Here is a 19,994-nt window from a genome sequence, read left to right on the forward strand (position 1 = left end):
TGTACACCATAAGATATTGAAAATTCGTTATATATTTATTTATATATCGATTTTGAGAGTGGTTGACTGTGCTTTTTCGCAGTAGACTGCTTAATGAAATCACGATTCTTGACCGGTTATCTCGCTGCGGTTTAACGGATAACTGATAGGAATCAAACTCCTAGCCTTGGTGCCTAAGTGATGCGCTTATTGCGCGTGATACGGTGCCCTGGCCGTGACCTTCGCGGTCACCAGGGTGCGAGGCAGAAATGCCTGCATCTCCCGTATTTGGAAAGGTGTTTATGGTGAGTCAACTGACTGATGCGTTTGCGCGCAAGTTCTACTATTTGCGTCTGTCTATCACAGACGTCTGCAATTTTCGCTGTACCTACTGTCTGCCAGATGGTTATCAGGCCAATGGCACCAATCCGCATCGCTTTTTATCACTCGATGAAATTCGTCGCGTCAGCCGCGCGTTTGCCGAATTAGGGACGGAAAAAGTCCGTCTCACCGGCGGTGAACCGTCTTTGCGCCGTGACTTTGTCGATATCATTGCTGCCATCCGTGAAAACCCCGCGATTCGTACGCTGGCGGTCACCACCAACGGCTATCGCCTTGCACGGGATGCCGCACAGTGGCGTGATGCGGGGCTAACGGCGCTGAACGTGAGCGTGGACAGTCTGGATGCACGCCAGTTTCACGCGATTACCGGGCAGGACAAATTCCGGCAGGTGATGGACGGCATCGACGCCGCCTTTGACTGTGGCTTTGCCAAGGTCAAAGTTAACACGGTGCTGATGCGTGATGTGAACGCGGGCAGCCTGCAAACCTTCCTCGACTGGATTAAACACCGCCCGATTCAACTACGCTTTATTGAACTGATGGAAACGGGGGAAGGGGGCGACATGTTCCGCCGTCACCACGTTTCCGGCGAGGTGATCCGCCAGCAACTGTTGCGACAAGGCTGGCAGCAACAACAACGCGCACGCAGCGACGGTCCTGCACAGGTGTTCAGCCATCCTGACTATCAGGGCGAAATCGGGCTGATTATGCCGTATGAGAAAGATTTCTGCCTGAGCTGCAACCGCCTGCGGGTTTCTGCCGTGGGGAATCTCCATCTGTGTCTCTTTGGCGAACAGGGTATTCCGCTGCGCGATTTACTGGCTGACGATCGTCACCTCGATGATTTGAAAATGCGTATCTCGGGCGGGCTGTCGGCGAAAAAGCAGACTCACTTCCTGCATGAAGGGAATAGCGGCATCACGCAAAACCTGTCATTTATCGGCGGTTAATCCGCGACATCACTGATTCTTAAAGGAGCCTGACATGAGCAAAGTCAGCAGCGAATTTGTTTCGCTCAATCTTGCGGTTCTGACCGTTTCCGAACGCCGTACGGCGGAAGATGACACCTCCGGCGACTATCTGCGCGAAGCGGCGCAGTCTGCGGGGCACCGTATTGTCGACAGCGCTATCGTGAAAGAGAACCTGTACCAGATTCGGGCGCGGGTCTCGGCGTGGATTGCCAGCGACGAGGTACAGGGCATTCTGATTAATGGCGGGACTGGCTTTACCGCAGGGGATGTGGTGCCGGAAGCCATTGGCGTCTTGTTCGACCGGGAAATTGAAGGTTTCGGCGAGCTGTTTCGCATGGTGTCGTACGAAGATATTGGTACGGCGACGCTGCAATCCCGCGCGCTTGCCGGTCTGGCTAACCAGACGGTGATTTTCGCCATGCCGGGTTCGACTCGTGCCTGTCGAACCGCATGGGAACGCATCATTCAGGAACAGCTGGATGCGCGCCAGAAGCCGTGCAATTTTTATCCGCACGTGAAAAAATCCTCTTAACGGTAAGCCTTACTCACTATGTCATCATCTAAGCCACAATTGACCCACATTAACGCCGCTGGCGAAGCCGCGATGGTGGATGTGTCCGCCAAAGTTGAAACCGTGCGCGAAGCGCGCGCGGAAGCCTTCGTTGAAATGGCACCGCAGACGCTGGCGATGATTATTGCCGGCAGCCACCACAAGGGCGATGTGTTCGCCACCGCGCGCATCGCTGGGATTCAGGCGGCGAAACGCACCTGGGAACTGATTCCGCTTTGTCATCCGCTGCTGCTGAGCAAAGTTGCTGTCGAGCTGGAAGCACAGCCGGAGCACAATCGGGTTCGTATTGAATCCGTGTGTCGCCTGACGGGGAAAACTGGCGTGGAGATGGAAGCGCTGACAGCGGCCTCTGTCGCTGCGCTGACTATCTATGACATGTGCAAAGCCGTGCAGAAAGACATGGTGATTGGTCCAGTGCGTCTGCTGGCGAAAAGCGGCGGCAAATCCGGCGACTTTACCGTGGAGGGAGCATGATCAAGATTCTGTTTTTTGCACAAGTCCGTGAACTGATCGAGACAGACAGCCTGTCGCTGCCTGCCGAATATGCCACCGTAGAGGACGTCCGGCAGGCGCTATGCCAACGCGGTGCACGTTGGGCGCTGGCGCTGGAGTCGGGCAAGCTGTTGGCCGCGGTGAACCAGTCGCTGGTTGAGCTGACCCACCCGCTACAGGACGGCGATGAAGTGGCGTTTTTCCCACCGGTAACGGGAGGTTGATCGTGGCAGAGACGCGTATTCTGGTCGGCGAAGAGAACTTCAACGTAGGGGATGAATATCAGTGGCTGGCGCAGTGTGATGAAGACGGCGCGGTCGTGACGTTCACCGGTAAGGTGCGTAATCACAATCTGGCGAAAAACGTCAGCGCGTTGACGCTGGAACATTACCCCGGCATGACGGAAAAGGCGCTGGCGGAGATTGTTGAACTGGCTCGCGAGCGCTGGGAACTGCCGCGTGTGAGCGTGATTCATCGGGTGGGCGCACTCTATCCGGGCGATGAAATTGTGTTCGTTGGTGTCAGTGCCGCTCACCGCAGCGCGGCGTTTGATGCCGCCCAATTTATTATGGATTACCTGAAAACCCGCGCGCCATTCTGGAAGCGCGAAGCGACGCCGGAAGGTGAACGCTGGGTGGAATCACGCGACAGTGATAAGCAGGCCGCGCAACGCTGGTAGTCCATTTCTGTGTTAGGATAAAAGGATGGTGGGGAGAGAATATTTAATCTCGATCCTCAAACGGGCGGTTCGCGCCGCGTTAATCAGATAACTTTATGCAAAGGTAACATCATGGACAGATATCCACGCTCGGGTTCGATTGTTGAACGCTCGCAGACGGGTCTCCAGGCCTATATGGCACAGGTTTATGGCTGGATGACCTGCGGCCTGCTGCTGACGGCGTTCGTCTCCTGGTACGCGGCGAATACGCCCGCCGTACTGAATTTTGTTTTCTCCAGCCAGATTACGTTCTTCGGTCTGATCATTGCCCAACTGGGGCTGGTCTTCGTGATTTCCGGCATGGTACAGCGCCTGAGCGGTACGGTCGCCACATCGCTGTTTATGCTCTATTCCGCGCTGACGGGCCTGACGCTCTCTAGCATTTTCATCATGTACTCCGGTGAATCCATCGCCAGCACCTTTGTTATTACGGCGGGGATGTTCGGAGCGATGAGCCTGTACGGCTACACTACGAAGCGTGATTTGAGCGGCTTTGGCAGCATGCTGTTCATGGCGCTGATCGGAATTGTGCTGGCCTCGCTGGTGAACCTGTGGCTGAAAAGCGAAGCGTTGATGTGGGCTGTGACCTATATCGGTGTTGTGGTGTTTGTCGGTCTGACCGCGTATGACACCCAGAAGCTGAAAAATATCGGCGAGCAGCTGTCTGTTGATGACAAAGACAGCTTCCGTAAATACTCCATCGTGGGCGCGTTGACGCTGTACCTCGACTTCATCAACCTGTTCCTGATGCTGCTGCGTATTTTCGGTAATCGTCGTTAATTCTTGCTCATCTATCTGGCGCGACTCCCTGCGCCAGATAGCTTCCTACCTATCTTTCCCTCTTACCTGTTATTACGCGATATTCCGTCTAAAAATGGCGTAGGCTGCCGAGCCGGTGGTCAGCGTGATGATGAACAGCGGCCATAGACTGCCCCAGATAATGCTGAAATCCGCATCCTTGAGGTAAATCTGCTTAGTGATGTCGGTGAAGTGACGAATTGGGTTAACCCAGGTGATGTGCTGCAGCCAGATCGGCATGTTCTCAACCGGTGACACATAGCCTGAAAGCAGAATCGCGGGCATCAGGAAGACGAACACGCCGATAAACGCCTGTTGCTGCGTTGAGCAGAGTGAAGAAATCAGCAGACCGAAACCCACCAGCGACAGGCCATAGATAAGCATCGTGGTGTAAAACAGCAGCAGCGATCCGGCGAAAGGGATATGGAAAATCAGTATGCCTGCCAGCAGCACGATCGTGGCCTGAAACGTGGCGACAATCAGCGCGGGTACCGCTTTGCCAATAAATATCTGGCTGGTGGATAGCGGCGAAACCAGCAGCTGTTCCAGCGTACCCTGTTCCCGCTCGCGTGCCACAGAGAGCGCCGTGACAATCAGCACGCCGATGGTGGCGATCATGGCAATCAGCGACGGCACGACAAACCATTTGTAGTCCAGATTCGGGTTATACCAGTGGCGTACTACCAGCTCGCTGTTGTTTGGATTGGACGTGTTCTGATTCACGCCGCTTTGAGCCGGCCTGGCTGCTAGCAATGCCAACTGATAATCACGCACGATGTGCTGCACGGCGTTGGCGGCGATCTGCGCGCTGTTGGAACGTCTGCCGTCCAGAATAAGCTGGAGCGATGCGCTGTTCCCGCTGGCGATATCGCGCGAGAACTGCGGGGGGAAACGCAGAATGAGAAGCGCGTGCTGATTGTCCAGCGTCGGTGCAATATCCTGCGAATTATGCAGCATCAGCACGTGGGAAAAGGACTTGGCCTTGGCAAAGCGCTGTGTCAGTTCTACCGAGTGAGGGCCGCTGTCTTCGCTGTAAATCGCAATAGTCGCATTGGTGACGTCGAGCGTCGCGGCGAAAGGAAACAGCGAAACCTGAAGGATAACGGGCAGCACCAGAATGGAGCGCGTTTGCGGATCGCGCAGCAGCGATTGCAGCTCCTTAATAATCAACGTCCACAGACGATGCAGCATAGTCGCTCCCTAATCCAGCCTGCGACGGGTTTGCCAGGCCGTCAGACCAATAAAGACCAGCGCGGAGAGAATGAGAAACAGCAGGTTAGTCATCAGCACCGTACCGATATTCCCCGCGAGAAACAGCGTTTGCAGCGTGCTGACAAAATAGCGCGCCGGGATGATGTACGACACGCCGCGGACAAATTCCGGCATGCTGTCGATTTCAAAAATAAAGCCGGACAGCATGATGGCCGGCAGGAATGCCGCATTCAGCGCCACCATCGCAGCGTTGAACTGGTTGCGGGTGAGGGTGGAGATCAGCAGCCCCATGCCCAGCGTGCTGGCAAGAAACAGGCTGCTAATAACAAACAGCAAAATCAGTGAACCGCGATAGGGCACCTGCATAATGAAGGTGGAGACCAGAATACACAGCGTCATGGCGACCATCCCAAGAAAGTAATAAGGGATGAGTTTGGACAGCAGCAGCTCGGCACGGGTGACCTGCGTAGAGAGCAGCGCCTCCATCGTCCCGCGCTCCCACTCGCGGGCAATCACCAGCGAGGTGAGGATGGCACCAATCACCGTCATGATGATGGTGATCGCGCCGGGGATGATGAAATGCTGGCTGATGGCGGCCGGATTAAACCAGTAGCGCGATTGCACGTCGAAAAGCTGCTCGAACGTCTCGCCGCGATCTTCCGCCCGCTGCTGTTGCCACAGCAGCCAGATGCCTTCTGCGTATCCCTGCACAAAATTCGCCGTGTTGGGTTCGCTACCGTCGGTAATGACCTGGATCGGTGCACGATCGCCCGGCCGCGCCAGCCGTTCGGCAAAGTCGGTGGGGATGACGATCAGCCCGCGAATGCTGCCGGCCTGCATCTGTTGAATCAGGTACTGACGATTATTGCTGATGGTCGGCTCGATAAACGGCGACGCCGCGAAGGTATTCGCCAGATCGCGCGCGTCTTCGCTCTGCTGTTCCATCAGGATACCGACGTGTAGGCGGCTGGAATCCAGATTGATGCCGTAGCCAAAGATAAACAGCAACAGCAGCGGAATGACGAACGCAATCAGCCCGCTACTGGGGTCGCGCAAAATTTGGCGGGTTTCTTTCAGGCACAGCGCCCGCAGGCGACGCGTGGAAAAATGCGTGCTGCCATGCTGGCTCGTTTTATCTTGCTCTGACCTATTCTGTTCAGCCATGCTCCGCCTCCCCGTCGTACGCCTGAATCAGCGCAATAAACGCTTCCTCCATCGTCGGTGATGGCGTCTGTGTGCTGGCCGCCTGATGCTTCAGTTCGTCCGGCGTGCCGCTGGCGATCAGCTTGCCGCGGTACACCAGCCCGATACGATCGCAGTATTCGGCTTCGTCCATGAAGTGCGTGGTGACCATCACCGTGACGCCACGGTTGACCATACCGTTGATATGTATCCAGAACTCGCGCCGGGTCAGCGGATCGACGCCGGAGGTTGGTTCGTCGAGAAACAGAATGTCGGGTTCGTGCATCAGCGCACAGGCTAGCGCCAGCCGCTGCTTGAACCCCAAGGGCAGGGCGTCCGGCGTTTGGCGATAAATGGGCTGGAAATTGAAGGCGTCGGTCATTCCGGCCATTTTATCGCGCTGTGCCTTGCCCTTGAGTCCATAGACGCCGGAGAAAAAGCGCAGGTTCTGTTCGACGGTCAGGTTGCCGTAGAGCGAGAACTTTTGCGCCATGTAACCCAAATGCTGGCGGGCTTTACCGGAGCTGGTTTTCAAATCCATGTCGAGCACCAGCGCTTTGCCGTCAGTCGGTACCAGTAGGCCGCACATCATCTTGAAGGTGGTCGATTTTCCCGCGCCGTTCGGGCCGAGCAGGCCGAAGATTTCGCCTCGCTTCACCTGAAAACTGACGTGATCGGTTGCCGCGAAATCGCCAAATTTTTTCGTCAGCGCCTGGGCTTCAATTACCGTTTCACCGCCGCTAACGTCAATCTGCGGCATGATGCTCGCCAGCGATGAATCACTGGCCGGGCCGCCGCCCAGCAGGTCGATAAAGGCATCTTCAAAGCGCGGATCGGTGTCATGCAGGCTGTCTGCTCCCAGATTCAAGGCGGAGAGCAGTGATGCGCGATCCGCATCGGGTTTTAGCATCAGCCTGACATATTGCCCCTGAATCACACCGTCACTGACCTGTGGCAGACGCAGCGCTTCCTGTAACACATCCCGATGTCGGCGCGTTCCAGTATCCATCAGGATACAGCGTCCGGCCATGCGTGCGGTCAGATCGCGCGGCGCACCGCGATACAGCAGCTCACCTTCGTTCAGCAGCAGCACATCCCGACACTGTTCCGCCTCATCAAGATAAGACGTGCTCCACAGGATCAACATACCGTCGTCGGCCAGTTCGTGCACCATGTGCCACAGTTCGCGGCGAGAGATCGGGTCGACGCCCACGCCCGGCTCATCCAGCAGGAGTATCTTAGGCTGCCCCAGCAGTGTACAGGCCAGCCCCAGCTTCTGTTTCATGCCGCCGGACAGCTTGCCTGCTAGCCTGTCGGTAAAGCGGGTCAGATCGGTAAATGACAGCAGGCGCGCGAACGTTTCTCTGCGTACTTCGCCGGTGATACCGCGCAAGTCGGCATACAGCGTCAGGTTTTCCATCACCGTCAGGTCTTCATACAGCCCGAATTTTTGCGGCATATAGCCCAAAATGGCATGCAGCTGACGATCTTCTTTGATGGGATCCAGATTCGCCACGCGCAGTGTTCCGTTACTGGGGGTTAATAATCCGGCCAGCATGCGCAGCAGGGTGGTTTTACCCGCGCCGTCGGGGCCAACCAATCCGGTAACCGCACCGCTGTGTATCTCGGCGGTGAGGCTGGCAAGCGCGGGTTTATCCTGTCCAGTAAAGCGTTTTTCCAGCCCGTCCAACGCGATCTGCGCGGGAGAATTAGTCATGGCGAACGGGCTCGTGAGCGCGATTGGCATCCTCGGTGCTTGCGTCTTCAAAACGTAGCGTGACCGGCATCCCTTGCCGTAAGCCATCATCGGGATCGTTAACGACAATGCGCAGGCGATAAACCAAATCGGTGCGGAGATCTTCCGTTTCGACGCTTTTCGGTGTGAATTCGGCGCTAGGTGAGACAAAGCCGACTTTGCCATGATAGGGCTGATTGGGGCGGCCATCGGTGTAAATCAGCATCTGGCTACCGGGCACGACACGCCCGAGATCTTTCTCGCTCACGTAGGCGCGTACCCAAACTGGGCGAGTGAGTGAAAGGGTGAAAACGGTACTGCCCGCCGCCAGCATGCTGCCTTTTTCGGCGGCGCGGGTGAGGATCACGCCGGGAGACGGTGCCAGCAGTTCGGCATCCTGTTTATTCAGCTCCGCCTGCGCCAGTCCGGCTTCGGCCTGTGCCACCGCCGCCTGCGCGGCGGCAATTTCCTGCGGTCGGTTACCGCTTTCGAACTGGCTCAGCTTGTCTTTCGCGGCCTGTAGTGTTGCAAGCGCCTGATTACGTGACGTTCTGGCGTCGTCGAGCATGTTGGCGGAAATCGCGCGTTTGTCCCACAGCCCTTGCTGACGCTGGTAGAAGCTGTTGGTGTAATCATAGGCTGCCTGACTCTGTGCAACCTGAGATCGCACCTGCGCGATCTCTTCCTGTCGGTAGCCTTCCTGCGACAGTTGAAGCTGTGCCTGCGCGCTGGCGAGGTTCGCCTGTGCCTGATGTTGTGCGTTCAGATAAGGTGCGGCGTCCAGAGTTGCCAGCGATTGTCCTGCCTGCACAGCATCGCCTTCATCAACGTGCAGCTCGGCCACTCTGCCGCCGACGCGGAAGGCCAGATTGACGGTGCGGATATCCACATTGCCGTAGAGCGTTAACGGTTTTTCCTGCTGTTGCTGGTGGTGATAAAAGCCATAACCCGCACCGAGCAGGACAAGAACGAGGGCAGCGAACGCCAGTTTTCTCTTGTTCATCACGCATAGTTCCTTGTTTATAAAGAATAGTTCCTTACTTATCAGCGGTTGGCTTGTCAGCGGTAGCGATCCCGCAGGCCGTTCAGAGGACGCGTCGTCTCTTATTTCTGGAAGCTATTAATCATATGACGGGTTACAGGGGTTTATGGCGATTTAGAGTGATCGAGTTCACAAAAATACATTGCATTTGGCCGGCACTTTCAGACACCTCCGCTTGCGTTGTTTTTATGTATTTGATTTTAAATAAAAACATTAGAAATGTAGCAATATTGTAATTTGTTTCATTGAATGATAATAATTGTTATTAGCAATTACATATGTATTGGTACTGACATAGTGATCTGACAGCACTGACGCGGCGTAGAGAGTGAAAAAACCTGTGTTCAATGCCTGAACGGATCATCACCCGCCAAGATGTTTCGCGTGAGACGAAGCATTTTGGCATTTTTTTGCCTGCCACGACGTGCCTGTTCCCAGATAAGCACCTCGTCACAGGCGGTGACTTTTATTGACGGTTGGATACATAACCAAAGGGGAAGGACAGTGAACCAGATGCGCACTTTACTCGCATTGATGCCATGCGTGCTGATTGCTCCGGCGTATGCACAGGATGACACGACCAAAAAGGGTGAGGCGAGTGGCGATGAGATGGTGATTACCGCCTCACGCTCGAATATCCAGCAGCAGAAAGCGCCGCAGGTGGTCACGGTGATTACCAAAGAGCAAATCGAGCAGCAGATGCAGGTCACCTCCGACTCGTCACAAATTCTCAGCAATCTGCTGCCTTCGTTCTCTCCCAGCCGTCAGAAAATGAGCGGCAGCGGTGAAACCTTCCGCGGCCGTGCCGCTCTGGTGATGATCGACGGCATTCCCCAGTCCAACCCGTTACGTCCGACCGGGCGTGAGATGCACACCATAGATTACTCGATGGTCGAGCGTATCGAAGTGATCCATGGCGCGAATGCCACCAACGGCATGGGCGCAACGGGGGGCGTGATTAATATTATTACCCGCCGACCGGAAAACGGCTCATTTAACCAGCACGTCAACGTACAGACCACGATTCCGACGGAAAAGATTCGCGGTGAAACCGCCAGCTATAAAACCACCTATCGGCTCGATGGGCGTGAAGACTATCTCGACTACCTATTCGCGATTGGTTATGAGAATCAGGGACTGTATCTGGACGGTAACAATCGTCCCGTCGGCGTGGATAACACGCAGGGCGATACCATGGACTCCCGTTCTTACGACCTGTTAGCGAAAGTCGGCTACTGGCTGGATGACTATCAGCGCATTCAACTGAGTGTAAACCGCTATAACATCAAAGGTGAAAATAGTTACCTGAGTGTCCCCGGTATTCGTGCTCAGGGTATCCCGACGACGTCAGTGCGCGGCACACCGCCGGGTGAAGCGCCACATAACAGCATATGGACGACCGGCTTTACTTACGAAAATCATGATCTTGCAGGAATGAAACTGTCCGCGCTGGTATTTAATCAGCGCTATGAGGCGCTATTTGGCGCAACGAACTCGAATACGTTTCAAGACCCTGCGATAGCGCCCAGCGGGATGCTGTATGAGCAATCTCGATCCGTTGCTAATAAATATGGCACTAAATTGGCGTTGACTAAAGACGACTTGCTGGATGATACGCTTAAAGTCACCGTCGGATTCGATACGCTGTACGATAAAGGGAAGCAGGATCTTTACCTGACCAAGCGTACCTATGTGCCGGAGATGGAATACACCAACTATTCACCGTTTATTCAGGGTGAATATCAACTGCTGGATAACGTCACATTGCATGCGGGTGTACGCCACGAAATCGCCAAGCTGCGCGTCGGTGGTTACCAAACGCTGGCATTTTATGGTGGTCATTCGGTAGAAGGCGGTAGCCCTAAATTTAATGAAACGCTGTATAACGCCGGTATCGTCTATGCGGCGACGGACTCGCTGAGTTTGTTTGCCAACTACTCGGAAGGGTTTGGTATGCCGGATGTGGGGCGTGCGCTGCGTTCCATCAGGCGTTCAGGTGTTAGTCTGAAAAACTTTGACGGCTTTAAGCCGGTTGTGACAGATAACGTAGAGACGGGGTTCCGTTTTAAGCGGGATAAGTTTGATTTTGAAGCCAGTTATTATGAGTCCAAATCGAAACTGGGCGAAAACGTGACGGAGAGCGGTGGCGTATTTTTGTCCGAACGCCAGCGCACTCAGATTCGCGGTGTTGAAGTGACTGCGGGCTATCAGATCAACGAGCAGCATAAAGTAAATGCCTCTTATGCGCATAGCGAAGGAAAATATGACGACAATAAAGATGGCAAAGTGGATACAAAATTCAACGGCCTGAATATTGCACCGGATCGTCTGATCACCAGTTGGTCGGCGAATTGGAACGATAAATGGAGCTCATTCGTGCAGGCGAATTATGCCTTTGGCCGCAGTTTTGACGATGCGGGTATGGCGTTTGACGGTTACCTGTTGATGGATGCGGCGGTGGGTTACAAGTTGCCATATGGTCGCCTCAACGTGGCGGTGGCTAACCTGCTGGATAAACAGTACATCACTTACTATTCGCAGGCGGGGCTTGTTAACGATACGCGCTATTTCTCTGGGCGCGGCCGCACGGTAACGCTGGGTTATTCGGTTGATTTCTAAGCGTAACCGATTTAATTCTGTCCTCAGTTCAGCAACACGGCAGCGTTTTACGCTGGCCGTGTTGTTGTCTTTTCTGCTGGTGACGTTAGTGCAGGCGGCAGAATCGCCGCGTCAGATTCGGCATGCGCTGGGCGTAACTGCGGTGACGGGGACGCCGCTGCGTATCGTGACACTGTTTCAGGGGGCGACGGATTCCGCCGTGGCGCTGGGAATCCAACCGATTGGCGTGGTGGAATCGTGGACGGAGAAGCCGATTTATCGCTACTTGCGTCCCGCTTTGCAGGGCGTAATGCTGGTCGGGCTGGAAACGCAGCCCAGTCTGGAAACTATCGCGCTACTCAAGCCTGACCTCATCGTGGCGTCTACGTTTCGGCATGAGAAAATCTACGGTCTGCTGTCGCAGATTGCGCCGACGATTGCGCTAGACAGGGTGTCGGAATTTAAAGAAACGATACAGATGATGGGTGTGGCGCTGAACAGGGAAGAGAAAGCGAACGAGATTTTAGCCCACTGGGATCGGCGCGTGGATGCGCTGCGTGACCGATTGAAAGCGCGGTTCGGTGAACGCTGGCCGCTCAGCGTGTCTATTCTCGAATTCCGTGAAGATCATATGCGCAGCTATCTGCCTGCCAGCTTTGCCGGATCGGTGCTGTCGGAAATCGGTTTTGTCTGGTCGCGGCCGGAAAGCTATACGTCAGGCGTGATGCAAAAGCTCACCAGCAAAGAGAGCATTCCGGTGGTGGATGCCGATCTGTTCTTTGTTTTGCTGCGTTCAGACAAGCCTGCGGTGGCGCAGAACTATCGCGATTGGCAGGCGCATCCGCTCTGGCAACGGCTGCATGCGCCCCAGCAGCAACAGGTTTATCCGGTGGACAACGTGGCCTGGAGTCTGTCTGGCGGTATCTTGGGGGCGAATAATATGCTGGACGATATCGAACGGCAGTTTGCTGGCAAGGCCGAATCTGCCGGTAAAAAGCGCGATGCCGCAGAGGAGATTTCTACACGATGAGACAGAGCATCGTGACGGCAGCGGGTGTCGTATTGCTGCTGCTGAGTGTCGTCGCCAGCCTGATGCTGGGGCAAACCACCATTTCGTTGGGGGCCGTGTTCAATTCACTGTTCCATTACGATCCGCAGCAGATCGATCACATACTGGTGCTAACGACCCGCCTGTCGCGGACGGTGATTGCCATCGTTGTCGGTGCCAGCCTTGCGGTTGCCGGGGCGTTAATGCAGGCGTTGACGCGTAACCCGCTGGCGTCGCCGGGGATATTCGGCATTAACGCCGGTGCCATGTTTGCCATCGTCCTGCTGTCTTCCCTGTTTACCTTTTCCTCACAGATCGCGCTGGCGTGGACGGCCTATCTGGGTGCCGCTGTGGCTGGCGTCATGGTGTATGTGCTGGGAACGCTGGGCAACGCCCGTTCCAGCCACTTACGCATTGTGCTGGCCGGTGCCGCTATTAGCGCGCTGTTTATTTCGTTTACGCAGGCGTTGCTGGTGATCAATCAGGACGGGCTGGACAGCATGCTGTTCTGGCTGGCCGGGTCGGTGTCTGGCCGCAGCCTGTCGATGCTGTTACCGCTCCTGCCGTACTTTGCTATCGCGCTATTCCTTGCGCTGCTGCTGGCGCGTCACCTGAATATTCTGGTGGCGGGCGATGAGATCGCCAAAGGTCTGGGGCAGCGAACCGCGTTGGTGCGTGCGCTATCCGGGCTGTGTGTGATCGGGCTGGCGGGTGGCGCGGTGGCGATAGCCGGAAATATCGGCTTTGTCGGGTTGATTGTGCCGCATATTGTGCGTCGCGTGCTGTCTGCCGATCACCGTTGGCTGTTGCCCGGCTGCGCTATTTTCGGTGCCACGCTGCTGCTGCTGGCTGATGTTGCTTCGCGTCTGCTGATCGTGCCGCAGGAAGTGCCGGTTGGGGCAATGACCGCGCTGCTGGGCGCGCCCTTCTTCATTTATCTGGCGAGAAGGGGAATGCGGCATGGCTAAGGTGTATACCGTACGTGTGGGAAGGATGTCGCGTCAGATTGATCGCCGCACGTCTGCGGTGGCATTGTCGCTCCTGCTGGTGTTGTTCGCCGTCGTGTTCCTGTCGCTGTCACTAGGACAGGTGGTGTTGTCTCCCGCGCAGGTGATGTCAGCGCTACTGGGAAAAGCAGACAGCGGCGTGGACTTTATCGTCAACGACCTGCGTTTGCCGCGTGCGCTGCTAGCGCTGTTGGTTGGCGGCGCGCTGGCGATATCGGGTTTGATTCTGCAAAGCATTGTGCGTAATCCGCTGGCCTCGCCGGATATTCTGGGGATTACCAGTGGCGCATCGGCGGCGGCAGTGTTCTTCCTCTCGTTTCTGGCGACGGCGATAAGCCAGCGTTGGCTGCCGCTGGCGGCAATGGGTGGGGCATGGGTGACGGCGGTCGCGATTTATCTGCTGGCCTGGAAGCAGGGTGCATCGCCGTTGCGGCTGGTGCTGGTTGGCGTTGGGCTGTCCGCCATTATGGGCGCGGCGGTGACCATGATGCTGGTGTTTAGCCCGATAGGCACCACGCTGACGGCGTATGTGTGGCTGACGGGCAGTATTTATGGCGCACAGTGGCAGCATGTGTCGGCGCTGGCAGGCTGGTTGCTGCTTGGCGCGCCGTTTCTGGTGGGGCTGGCGCGGCACGTTAACGTGCATGAGCTGGATGACGCGCTGGCCTGCGGTGTCGGGCAATCTGTCGGGCGCATCCGGCTCGCACTGCTGACGCTGAGCGTCGCGCTGGCTGGAGCGGCGATTGCCTATGCAGGCGCGATGGCCTTTGTCGGCCTGCTGGCCCCGCATATTGCGAAAAAGCTGGCGAGCCGCTCATTCCCCGGACTGGCGCTGGTGTCGGCGCTGACGGGCGGTTTACTGGTGATGGTGGCCGATTTGATTGGCCGCACGGCGTTCTTACCGCTGGATCTGCCTGCCGGCATTTTTATCTCCGTGCTCGGGACGCCTTTCTTTATCTATTTATTGCTTCGGCAACGTTATTGAGATCGCAAGATTATGCCAGAGAATGTGCAGCCAACACGCGTCCCCCACACTGACCGCGAGGCGATTGCCAGCCAGTCGCTGACGCTGAGTTACGAAAAGCAGGTCGTGATTGATGCGCTGGATATCACGCTGCCCGCTCAGAAAATTTCGGTGCTGGTGGGCAGTAACGGCTGCGGTAAGAGCACGTTATTGAAGTCGTTTGCCCGCCTGCTGAAACCCACGAGCGGGACGATTATCGTCAATGGGGCGGATATTCATCGGCAATCTACCGTTGAGGTGGCAAAGTCGCTGGCGATTCTTCCGCAAACGCCGACCGCGCCGGAAGGCCTGACGGTCTATCAACTGGTGAAGATGGGGCGCTACCCGCATCAGTCGTGGTTGAAACAGTGGTCGGAAACGGATGAAGAAAAAGTGCTTCAGGCGCTGCGCAGTACCGGCGTGCTGGCATTAAAGGATCGCGCGGTAGATTCGCTGTCCGGTGGGCAGCGCCAGCGCGTCTGGATCGCGATGACGCTGGCGCAGGATACCGACATCGTCCTGCTGGATGAACCGACGACCTATCTCGATCTGGCGCATCAGATGGAAGTGCTGGATTTGTTGCGGGAACTGAACGCGCAGCAGCACAAAACCATCGTTATGGTGTTGCATGATTTGAATCTGGCGTGTCGCTACGCGCATCACATGGTGGCCGTACATAACCGGACGGTATTTGCGCAGGGCAACCCGCGCGACATTCTCACGGAAGCCACGGTAAAGACGGTGTTTAACCTGAACTGTCGCATCATTGACGATCCGTTCTTCGGCACGCCGCTGTGTATTCCGTTTGGACGTGAAGCGGCGGAGACCGCGTCCGATGTCGGCTAACCGCCTGACCGCACCGCAGTGGGCGATGCTCTCCGGCACGCTGCAATTAACGGATGCTTCACAGCGGGCAGGGCAGGAGAGTTGCCCGAGCCGTAGGGTGTTGGATCCAGACTATTGCTGCTGGCTGCTGGAAACGCTGACGCCACCGCTGCTGTCGCCGTCGATCAAGATTACCGCCTCGCTGCTGGCGAAGCGCATTGGCTTCTTAACCACGGCTGCCAGCCTGTACGCCATGTCGGTGTATAACAAAGGGCTGAACATGACGCTGGATAACAGCGTGCTGGAATTTGGACACGCTCGCCTGTGGACATCGACCATGCCGCTTTACGATCTCACCGTGTCCCTGCCGGAGCTGGAGCAACGAGACGCATGGCGCGATAGTCTATTCGACACGCTGTTTGCTCAACACCTGTCGCCGATCCTGCATACGTTGTCGGCGGTGTCGGGCGCGCCGCTGCGCATCCTTTGGGAAAACGTTGCGGTGCGGGTGTTTTCGTTATACGAACAGCGCATTGAGTGGAACGATCCGGCGGCGGTGTGCTCACCGGGAATGACGCTGGCACAGCAGGTGCAGCAGGACTTTGACGCCTTGCTGGCGGCGCCCGGCGAACGTTTTGGCTGTGATGATAATCCGCTGAAACCGTTCTTTCGTGCGAAAACGCGGGTTCCCGTCGCGGGGCGCTCGGTGAGCTTTCGTGACGTGCGCTTTCGCCGCACCTGCTGTTTTTATTACAAGGCGTCACAGCCGCAGGAATACTGCCAAAACTGCCCATTACTGCGCCCCGCTAAAAAAACGTAGGGAACGTTTTTCAACGTCGCTTGCGACGGCCCGTAGGCCGAGTATTTAAGAGAAGCCAACGCACATGTAGCTTGAAGTATGACGGGGATAGAATCTCTGCTACAATCGTCGGCAGTCATGCACCGTAGTTGTGCTCGTTCACCGTGGTTGTTGCGTATGTCGTTGTTTACGTAGATTGTTACGTGAGTTGTTACGTATATAGCGGCTCAGCAAACCCGTCTTACTGACCCTCTGAAAACTACACCGGCTACTGTCCGGTCAGAGCGGATCTGGAGTTGTTCTCTTTATGTCATTTGATTCTCTCGGCCTGAGTGCCGATATTCTGCGCGCGATTGACGAGCAGGGTTATCGCGATCCTACTCCTGTTCAGCGTCAGGCGATTCCTGTCGTGCTGGAAGGGCGCGATTTAATGGCCAGCGCGCAAACCGGTACGGGCAAAACAGCGGGCTTTACGCTGCCGTTATTGCAATTGCTGACCAGCCGTGAAGCGCAGCACAAAGGAAAAGGTCGCCGTCCGGTACGTGCGCTGATCCTGACGCCAACCCGTGAGTTGGCTGCGCAGATTGATGAAAATGTGAAGTCGTATAGCAAGTATCTGAGCCTGCGTTCACTGGTCGTATTCGGTGGTGTGAGCATTAACCCACAGATGATGAAACTGCGCGGCGGCGTAGATATTCTGGTGGCGACACCGGGACGCCTGCTCGATCTGGAGCATCAGCGCGCTGTTGATCTGTCACAGATTGAAATTCTGGTGCTGGATGAAGCAGACCGTATGCTGGATATGGGCTTCATTCACGACATTCGCCGTGTACTGGCGAAGCTGCCCGCTAAGCGTCAAAACCTGCTGTTCTCCGCGACCTTCTCTGATGAGATCAAAGCGCTGGCGAACAAGCTGCTGACTAATCCCGCCTCGGTTGAAGTCGTGCGTCGTAATACGCCGTCTGAACTGGTTACGCAGCACGTGCATTTTGTTGATAAGCGCCGCAAGCGTGAACTGTTGTCGCAGCTGATTGGTGAAAATAACTGGCAGCAGGTGCTGGTATTTACCCGCACCAAGCACGGTGCTAACCACTTGGCTGAGCTGCTGGAAAAAGACGGTATTACCGCTGCGGCTATCCACGGTAATAAAAGTCAGGGAGCGCGTACTCGTGCACTGGCGAACTTCAAAGACGGCAGCATTCGCGTGCTGGTTGCGACAGATATCGCCGCGCGTGGTCTGGATATCGACCAACTGCCGCACGTGGTGAACTATGAGCTGCCAAACGTGCCGGAAGATTACGTTCACCGTATCGGCCGTACCGGTCGTGCGGAAGCAACGGGCGAAGCGCTGTCGCTGGTCTGTGTGGATGAACACAAACTGCTGCGCGACATCGAGCGTCTGTTGAAGCGTGAGATCCCACGTATCGCTATCGAAGGCTACGAGCCGGATCCGTCCATCAAGGCAGAACCGATTGTGAATGGCCGTCAGGGCAACCGTGGTGGCGGCGGCGGTGCGCGTAACGCATCTCCTCGCGCACAGTCTGGCGCGCCACGCGGTCAGTCCGAGCGCAGCCAGGGTCAAGGCGAACGCCGTCCGGCCGATGGCAATCGCCAGCCGCGTAAAGCGGGCGGTAATAGCGATAGCCCGTGGGGTGGTAATAAAGGTAATAGCGGGAAAGGTAGTGGCGAAGGCCAACGCCGCGCACCGCGTCCGCAAAATCGCAGTAAGCCAGCGGACAAGTAAAATCGATAGGGAGCCCAGCGGCTCCCTTTTTTTATCGCGTTATTTCGCCGTGGCAGGCTGTGCGGTCAGACGACGTGGACGATAGAACATCGCTGCGTTGCCCGCCAGAATCAGCAGCAGGCCGATAAGCGCGTTGGGCCGCCACTGGTAGTCTTCAAATAGTGTCGAAATCGACAGTGCCACCAGCGGAAAGAGCAGCGTGGTATACGCGGCCTGACTGGCACCGATGCGACCGATCAGGCTGAAGTAGGCACCGAAGCCGATGACTGAACCAAAGATAGCCAGATAGAACAGTGAACCCAGATAGCTGGCGCTGTACTCCGGTGCGAAGCTATATCCCTGAATCAGGCTGAACAACCCCATCCATAGCGCACCATATCCCATGCCCCAGCCGTTGGTCGTCAGTATGTCGCGGCCCTGTCGCTGGTGCTGGGCGCTAATCATATTGCCGAGCGAGAAGCAGTAGGTGCCCAGAATGCTTAATCCCACGCCCCACAGCAAATGGGGCTGTGCGTCGATTTGCATCAGGTCATGCCAGAACAGCGCGACGATGCCGATCAGCCCGAGCGGTGTGGCGATCGCCACGTTACGTGTTAACGGCTGGCCGAAGAAAATACGGCTGTTAAAGGCGTTAAACAGTACCGCCATCGAAAAAATGATGGATTCCAATCCGCTCGAAATCCAGGCGATGGCGTGATAAAAACAGAGAAAGTTGACGCCGAACACGCATAGCCCTTGTACCATACACAGCAGGTGAGCGCGTGATGAAAGCGGACGCAGGCGACGCGTCAGGGCCAGAATTGTCAGCAAGATGGCCGATGCCAGCGCAAAGCGCCAGAACACGGAGACTTCGGCCGCGACCTTGCCGTGTTGCAGGCTAATCGCGATCCAGGTCGTGCCCCAAATCAGGACGACAGAAAAATAGAGTAAGGTATTCATTGGGTGATTCCGTATGAGTGCATGGCGACAGTATGGCGCGTGCGTTTGTCGCGGGCTTTCAGCACCTTGCGGTAAATAACAGAATCTTGCGGTTAAGTGAAAAACGGAGGCAGCAATGCATCGTTATAAAGCGTTCGATACCATGCTGCATCATAAAACCGAGCTGCGCGACACCGTCGAGCTGACCTCCTGCGTGCGGCTGGCTTCATGGTTTAACCGCCACGATCGCGTCACGATGGAAAACACTGAACACCATACGCTCAGCCTTTATACCGCTGGTGGTTATGAGAGCTATCATAAAACGGCGGACGGCTGGCATAACGGCGGCGGGCCGGATCGTTTCTGCCTGATGCCGAAACAAAGCGCCTCTACTTGGGATCTTCGTGGCGACCTCGAGTTTGTGCATCTGTATTTTGATGATGCGCACCTGCGGCAGTTGGCCGAGCAAACCTGGGATCGTAGCCCGGCGTCGATCTGCACGGAAGAGCGGGTATTTGGTAGCGATCCGCTGATTACCTCGCTGTATCGACAATTTCTGCTCAGCAATCGCTGGGACGACTCGGCGAATCAGCTTGTGCTGAGTAGCGCCGCGACGCTGTTGATGATTCAGGTGCTGCGTAGTTACACCCAATTGCAGTGGGAACTGCCTACGGTGCGCGGCGGGCTGGCACCTGTTGTACTGCGGCGCAGCAAGATGCAAATTGAAGCACATCTCGATCAGCCACTGACGCTACAGACGCTGGCGGCGGAAGCGGGGCTTAGCGAGTTTCACTTTGCACGCATGTTTCGCCAGAGTGTGGGAATGGCACCGCATCAGTATGTTCTGAAACAGCGGCTAGCCCGCGCGGAAGCACTCGTGCGTCAAGGTACGCAGTCGATCACGGACATCGCGTTGGCCTGCGGGTTCAGCTCCGCCAGCCACCTGAGCCACCAATTCAAAAAGGAATACGGCCTGACGCCGTCGGCGCTGCGGCTGGCGCAGAAGTAGA

At 56.2% G+C, this 19,994-nt stretch carries 19 protein-coding genes and 1 riboswitch; of the genes, 14 read left to right on the forward strand and 5 right to left on the reverse strand.

What is annotated here, in order from left to right; translation table 11 throughout:
- The first annotated feature begins 145 nt into the window (after window positions 1–145).
- Window positions 146–294, forward strand: a riboswitch (molybdenum cofactor riboswitch).
- The 6 genes from moaA (at window position 282) to BJJ97_RS13165 (ending at window position 3,853) form a co-directional block, all read left to right on the forward strand.
- Window positions 282–1,271 carry a GTP 3',8-cyclase MoaA gene (gene moaA / locus BJJ97_RS13140; RefSeq protein WP_095994226.1) on the forward strand — a complete coding sequence of 330 codons (990 nt, stop codon included), beginning with the start codon at window positions 282–284 and terminating at the stop codon, window positions 1,269–1,271. Its footprint overlaps the riboswitch before it by 13 nt.
- A 34-nt stretch (window positions 1,272–1,305) precedes the next feature.
- Window positions 1,306–1,824, forward strand: coding sequence for a molybdenum cofactor biosynthesis protein B (moaB, locus tag BJJ97_RS13145; RefSeq protein ID WP_039316017.1), 519 nt, complete (start codon window positions 1,306–1,308; stop codon window positions 1,822–1,824).
- Window positions 1,825–1,842: 18 nt separating this feature from the next.
- Window positions 1,843–2,337 (forward strand): cyclic pyranopterin monophosphate synthase MoaC, encoded by a 495-nt coding sequence (gene moaC / locus BJJ97_RS13150; RefSeq protein ID WP_095994227.1) that lies wholly within the window; start codon window positions 1,843–1,845, stop codon window positions 2,335–2,337.
- Window positions 2,334–2,579, forward strand: a complete 246-nt coding sequence (gene moaD, locus BJJ97_RS13155) for a molybdopterin synthase sulfur carrier subunit (RefSeq protein ID WP_010280925.1) — start codon at window positions 2,334–2,336, stop codon at window positions 2,577–2,579. The genes moaC and moaD overlap by 4 nt, the downstream gene beginning before the upstream one ends.
- A gap of 2 nt (window positions 2,580–2,581) precedes the next feature.
- On the forward strand, window positions 2,582–3,034 hold the full coding sequence (gene moaE / locus BJJ97_RS13160; RefSeq protein ID WP_039512532.1) for a molybdopterin synthase catalytic subunit MoaE: 453 nt from the start codon (window positions 2,582–2,584) through the stop codon (window positions 3,032–3,034).
- Window positions 3,035–3,145: 111 nt separating this feature from the next.
- Window positions 3,146–3,853, forward strand: coding sequence for a Bax inhibitor-1/YccA family protein (locus tag BJJ97_RS13165; RefSeq protein ID WP_095699095.1), 708 nt, complete (start codon window positions 3,146–3,148; stop codon window positions 3,851–3,853).
- Window positions 3,854–3,925: 72 nt separating this feature from the next.
- Here BJJ97_RS13165 and BJJ97_RS13170 read toward each other — a convergent pair whose 3' ends face one another.
- Genes BJJ97_RS13170 through hlyD form a run of 4 tightly spaced genes read right to left on the reverse strand, consistent with a single transcriptional unit; the run spans window position 3,926 to window position 9,003 of the window.
- A complete protein-coding gene (locus BJJ97_RS13170; protein ID WP_095994228.1) occupies window positions 3,926–5,062 on the reverse strand; it encodes an ABC transporter permease in 1,137 nt (378 codons plus the stop codon).
- Between the two features lie 9 nt (window positions 5,063–5,071).
- A complete protein-coding gene (locus BJJ97_RS13175; protein WP_095994229.1) occupies window positions 5,072–6,247 on the reverse strand; it encodes an ABC transporter permease in 1,176 nt (391 codons plus the stop codon).
- Complete coding sequence (locus tag BJJ97_RS13180) at window positions 6,240–7,982, reverse strand: ATP-binding cassette domain-containing protein (RefSeq protein WP_095994230.1); 1,743 nt, start codon at window positions 7,980–7,982, stop codon at window positions 6,240–6,242. Before BJJ97_RS13180 ends, BJJ97_RS13175 begins: the two co-directional genes overlap by 8 nt.
- Window positions 7,975–9,003: a secretion protein HlyD gene (gene hlyD, locus BJJ97_RS13185; protein ID WP_095994231.1), complete on the reverse strand. Its 1,029-nt coding sequence runs from the start codon at window positions 9,001–9,003 to the stop codon at window positions 7,975–7,977. The genes BJJ97_RS13180 and hlyD overlap by 8 nt, the downstream gene beginning before the upstream one ends.
- A gap of 552 nt (window positions 9,004–9,555) precedes the next feature.
- Between hlyD and BJJ97_RS13190 the strand changes: the two genes are divergently transcribed.
- The 7 genes from BJJ97_RS13190 (at window position 9,556) to rhlE (ending at window position 18,066) form a co-directional block, all read left to right on the forward strand.
- A complete protein-coding gene (locus tag BJJ97_RS13190; RefSeq protein ID WP_095995373.1) occupies window positions 9,556–11,661 on the forward strand; it encodes a TonB-dependent receptor in 2,106 nt (701 codons plus the stop codon).
- On the forward strand, window positions 11,651–12,670 hold the full coding sequence (locus BJJ97_RS13195) for an ABC transporter substrate-binding protein (protein ID WP_095994232.1): 1,020 nt from the start codon (window positions 11,651–11,653) through the stop codon (window positions 12,668–12,670). The genes BJJ97_RS13190 and BJJ97_RS13195 overlap by 11 nt, the downstream gene beginning before the upstream one ends.
- Window positions 12,667–13,656 (forward strand): FecCD family ABC transporter permease, encoded by a 990-nt coding sequence (locus BJJ97_RS13200; RefSeq protein WP_095994233.1) that lies wholly within the window; start codon window positions 12,667–12,669, stop codon window positions 13,654–13,656. The genes BJJ97_RS13195 and BJJ97_RS13200 overlap by 4 nt, the downstream gene beginning before the upstream one ends.
- Complete coding sequence (locus BJJ97_RS13205; protein ID WP_095994234.1) at window positions 13,649–14,680, forward strand: FecCD family ABC transporter permease; 1,032 nt, start codon at window positions 13,649–13,651, stop codon at window positions 14,678–14,680. The genes BJJ97_RS13200 and BJJ97_RS13205 overlap by 8 nt, the downstream gene beginning before the upstream one ends.
- A 12-nt stretch (window positions 14,681–14,692) precedes the next feature.
- Window positions 14,693–15,544 (forward strand): ABC transporter ATP-binding protein, encoded by an 852-nt coding sequence (locus tag BJJ97_RS13210; protein ID WP_095994235.1) that lies wholly within the window; start codon window positions 14,693–14,695, stop codon window positions 15,542–15,544.
- The gene (locus tag BJJ97_RS13215; RefSeq protein ID WP_095994236.1) at window positions 15,534–16,343 is read left to right on the forward strand and encodes an IucA/IucC family C-terminal-domain containing protein; all 810 of its coding nucleotides are present in this window, start codon (window positions 15,534–15,536) and stop codon (window positions 16,341–16,343) included. The genes BJJ97_RS13210 and BJJ97_RS13215 overlap by 11 nt, the downstream gene beginning before the upstream one ends.
- A 286-nt stretch (window positions 16,344–16,629) precedes the next feature.
- Complete coding sequence (rhlE, locus tag BJJ97_RS13220; RefSeq protein WP_095994237.1) at window positions 16,630–18,066, forward strand: ATP-dependent RNA helicase RhlE; 1,437 nt, start codon at window positions 16,630–16,632, stop codon at window positions 18,064–18,066.
- A 39-nt stretch (window positions 18,067–18,105) separates the two neighbouring features.
- Here the strand turns inward: rhlE and BJJ97_RS13225 are convergent, their stop codons facing one another.
- Complete coding sequence (locus tag BJJ97_RS13225) at window positions 18,106–19,005, reverse strand: DMT family transporter (RefSeq protein ID WP_095994238.1); 900 nt, start codon at window positions 19,003–19,005, stop codon at window positions 18,106–18,108.
- A gap of 115 nt (window positions 19,006–19,120) precedes the next feature.
- Between BJJ97_RS13225 and BJJ97_RS13230 the strand changes: the two genes are divergently transcribed.
- On the forward strand, window positions 19,121–19,993 hold the full coding sequence (locus tag BJJ97_RS13230) for a helix-turn-helix domain-containing protein (RefSeq protein ID WP_095994239.1): 873 nt from the start codon (window positions 19,121–19,123) through the stop codon (window positions 19,991–19,993).
- Window position 19,994 lies beyond the last annotated feature (1 nt).

It is taken from the genome of Pectobacterium polaris (assembly GCF_002307355.1).
Lineage (GTDB): Bacteria > Pseudomonadota > Gammaproteobacteria > Enterobacterales > Enterobacteriaceae > Pectobacterium > Pectobacterium polare.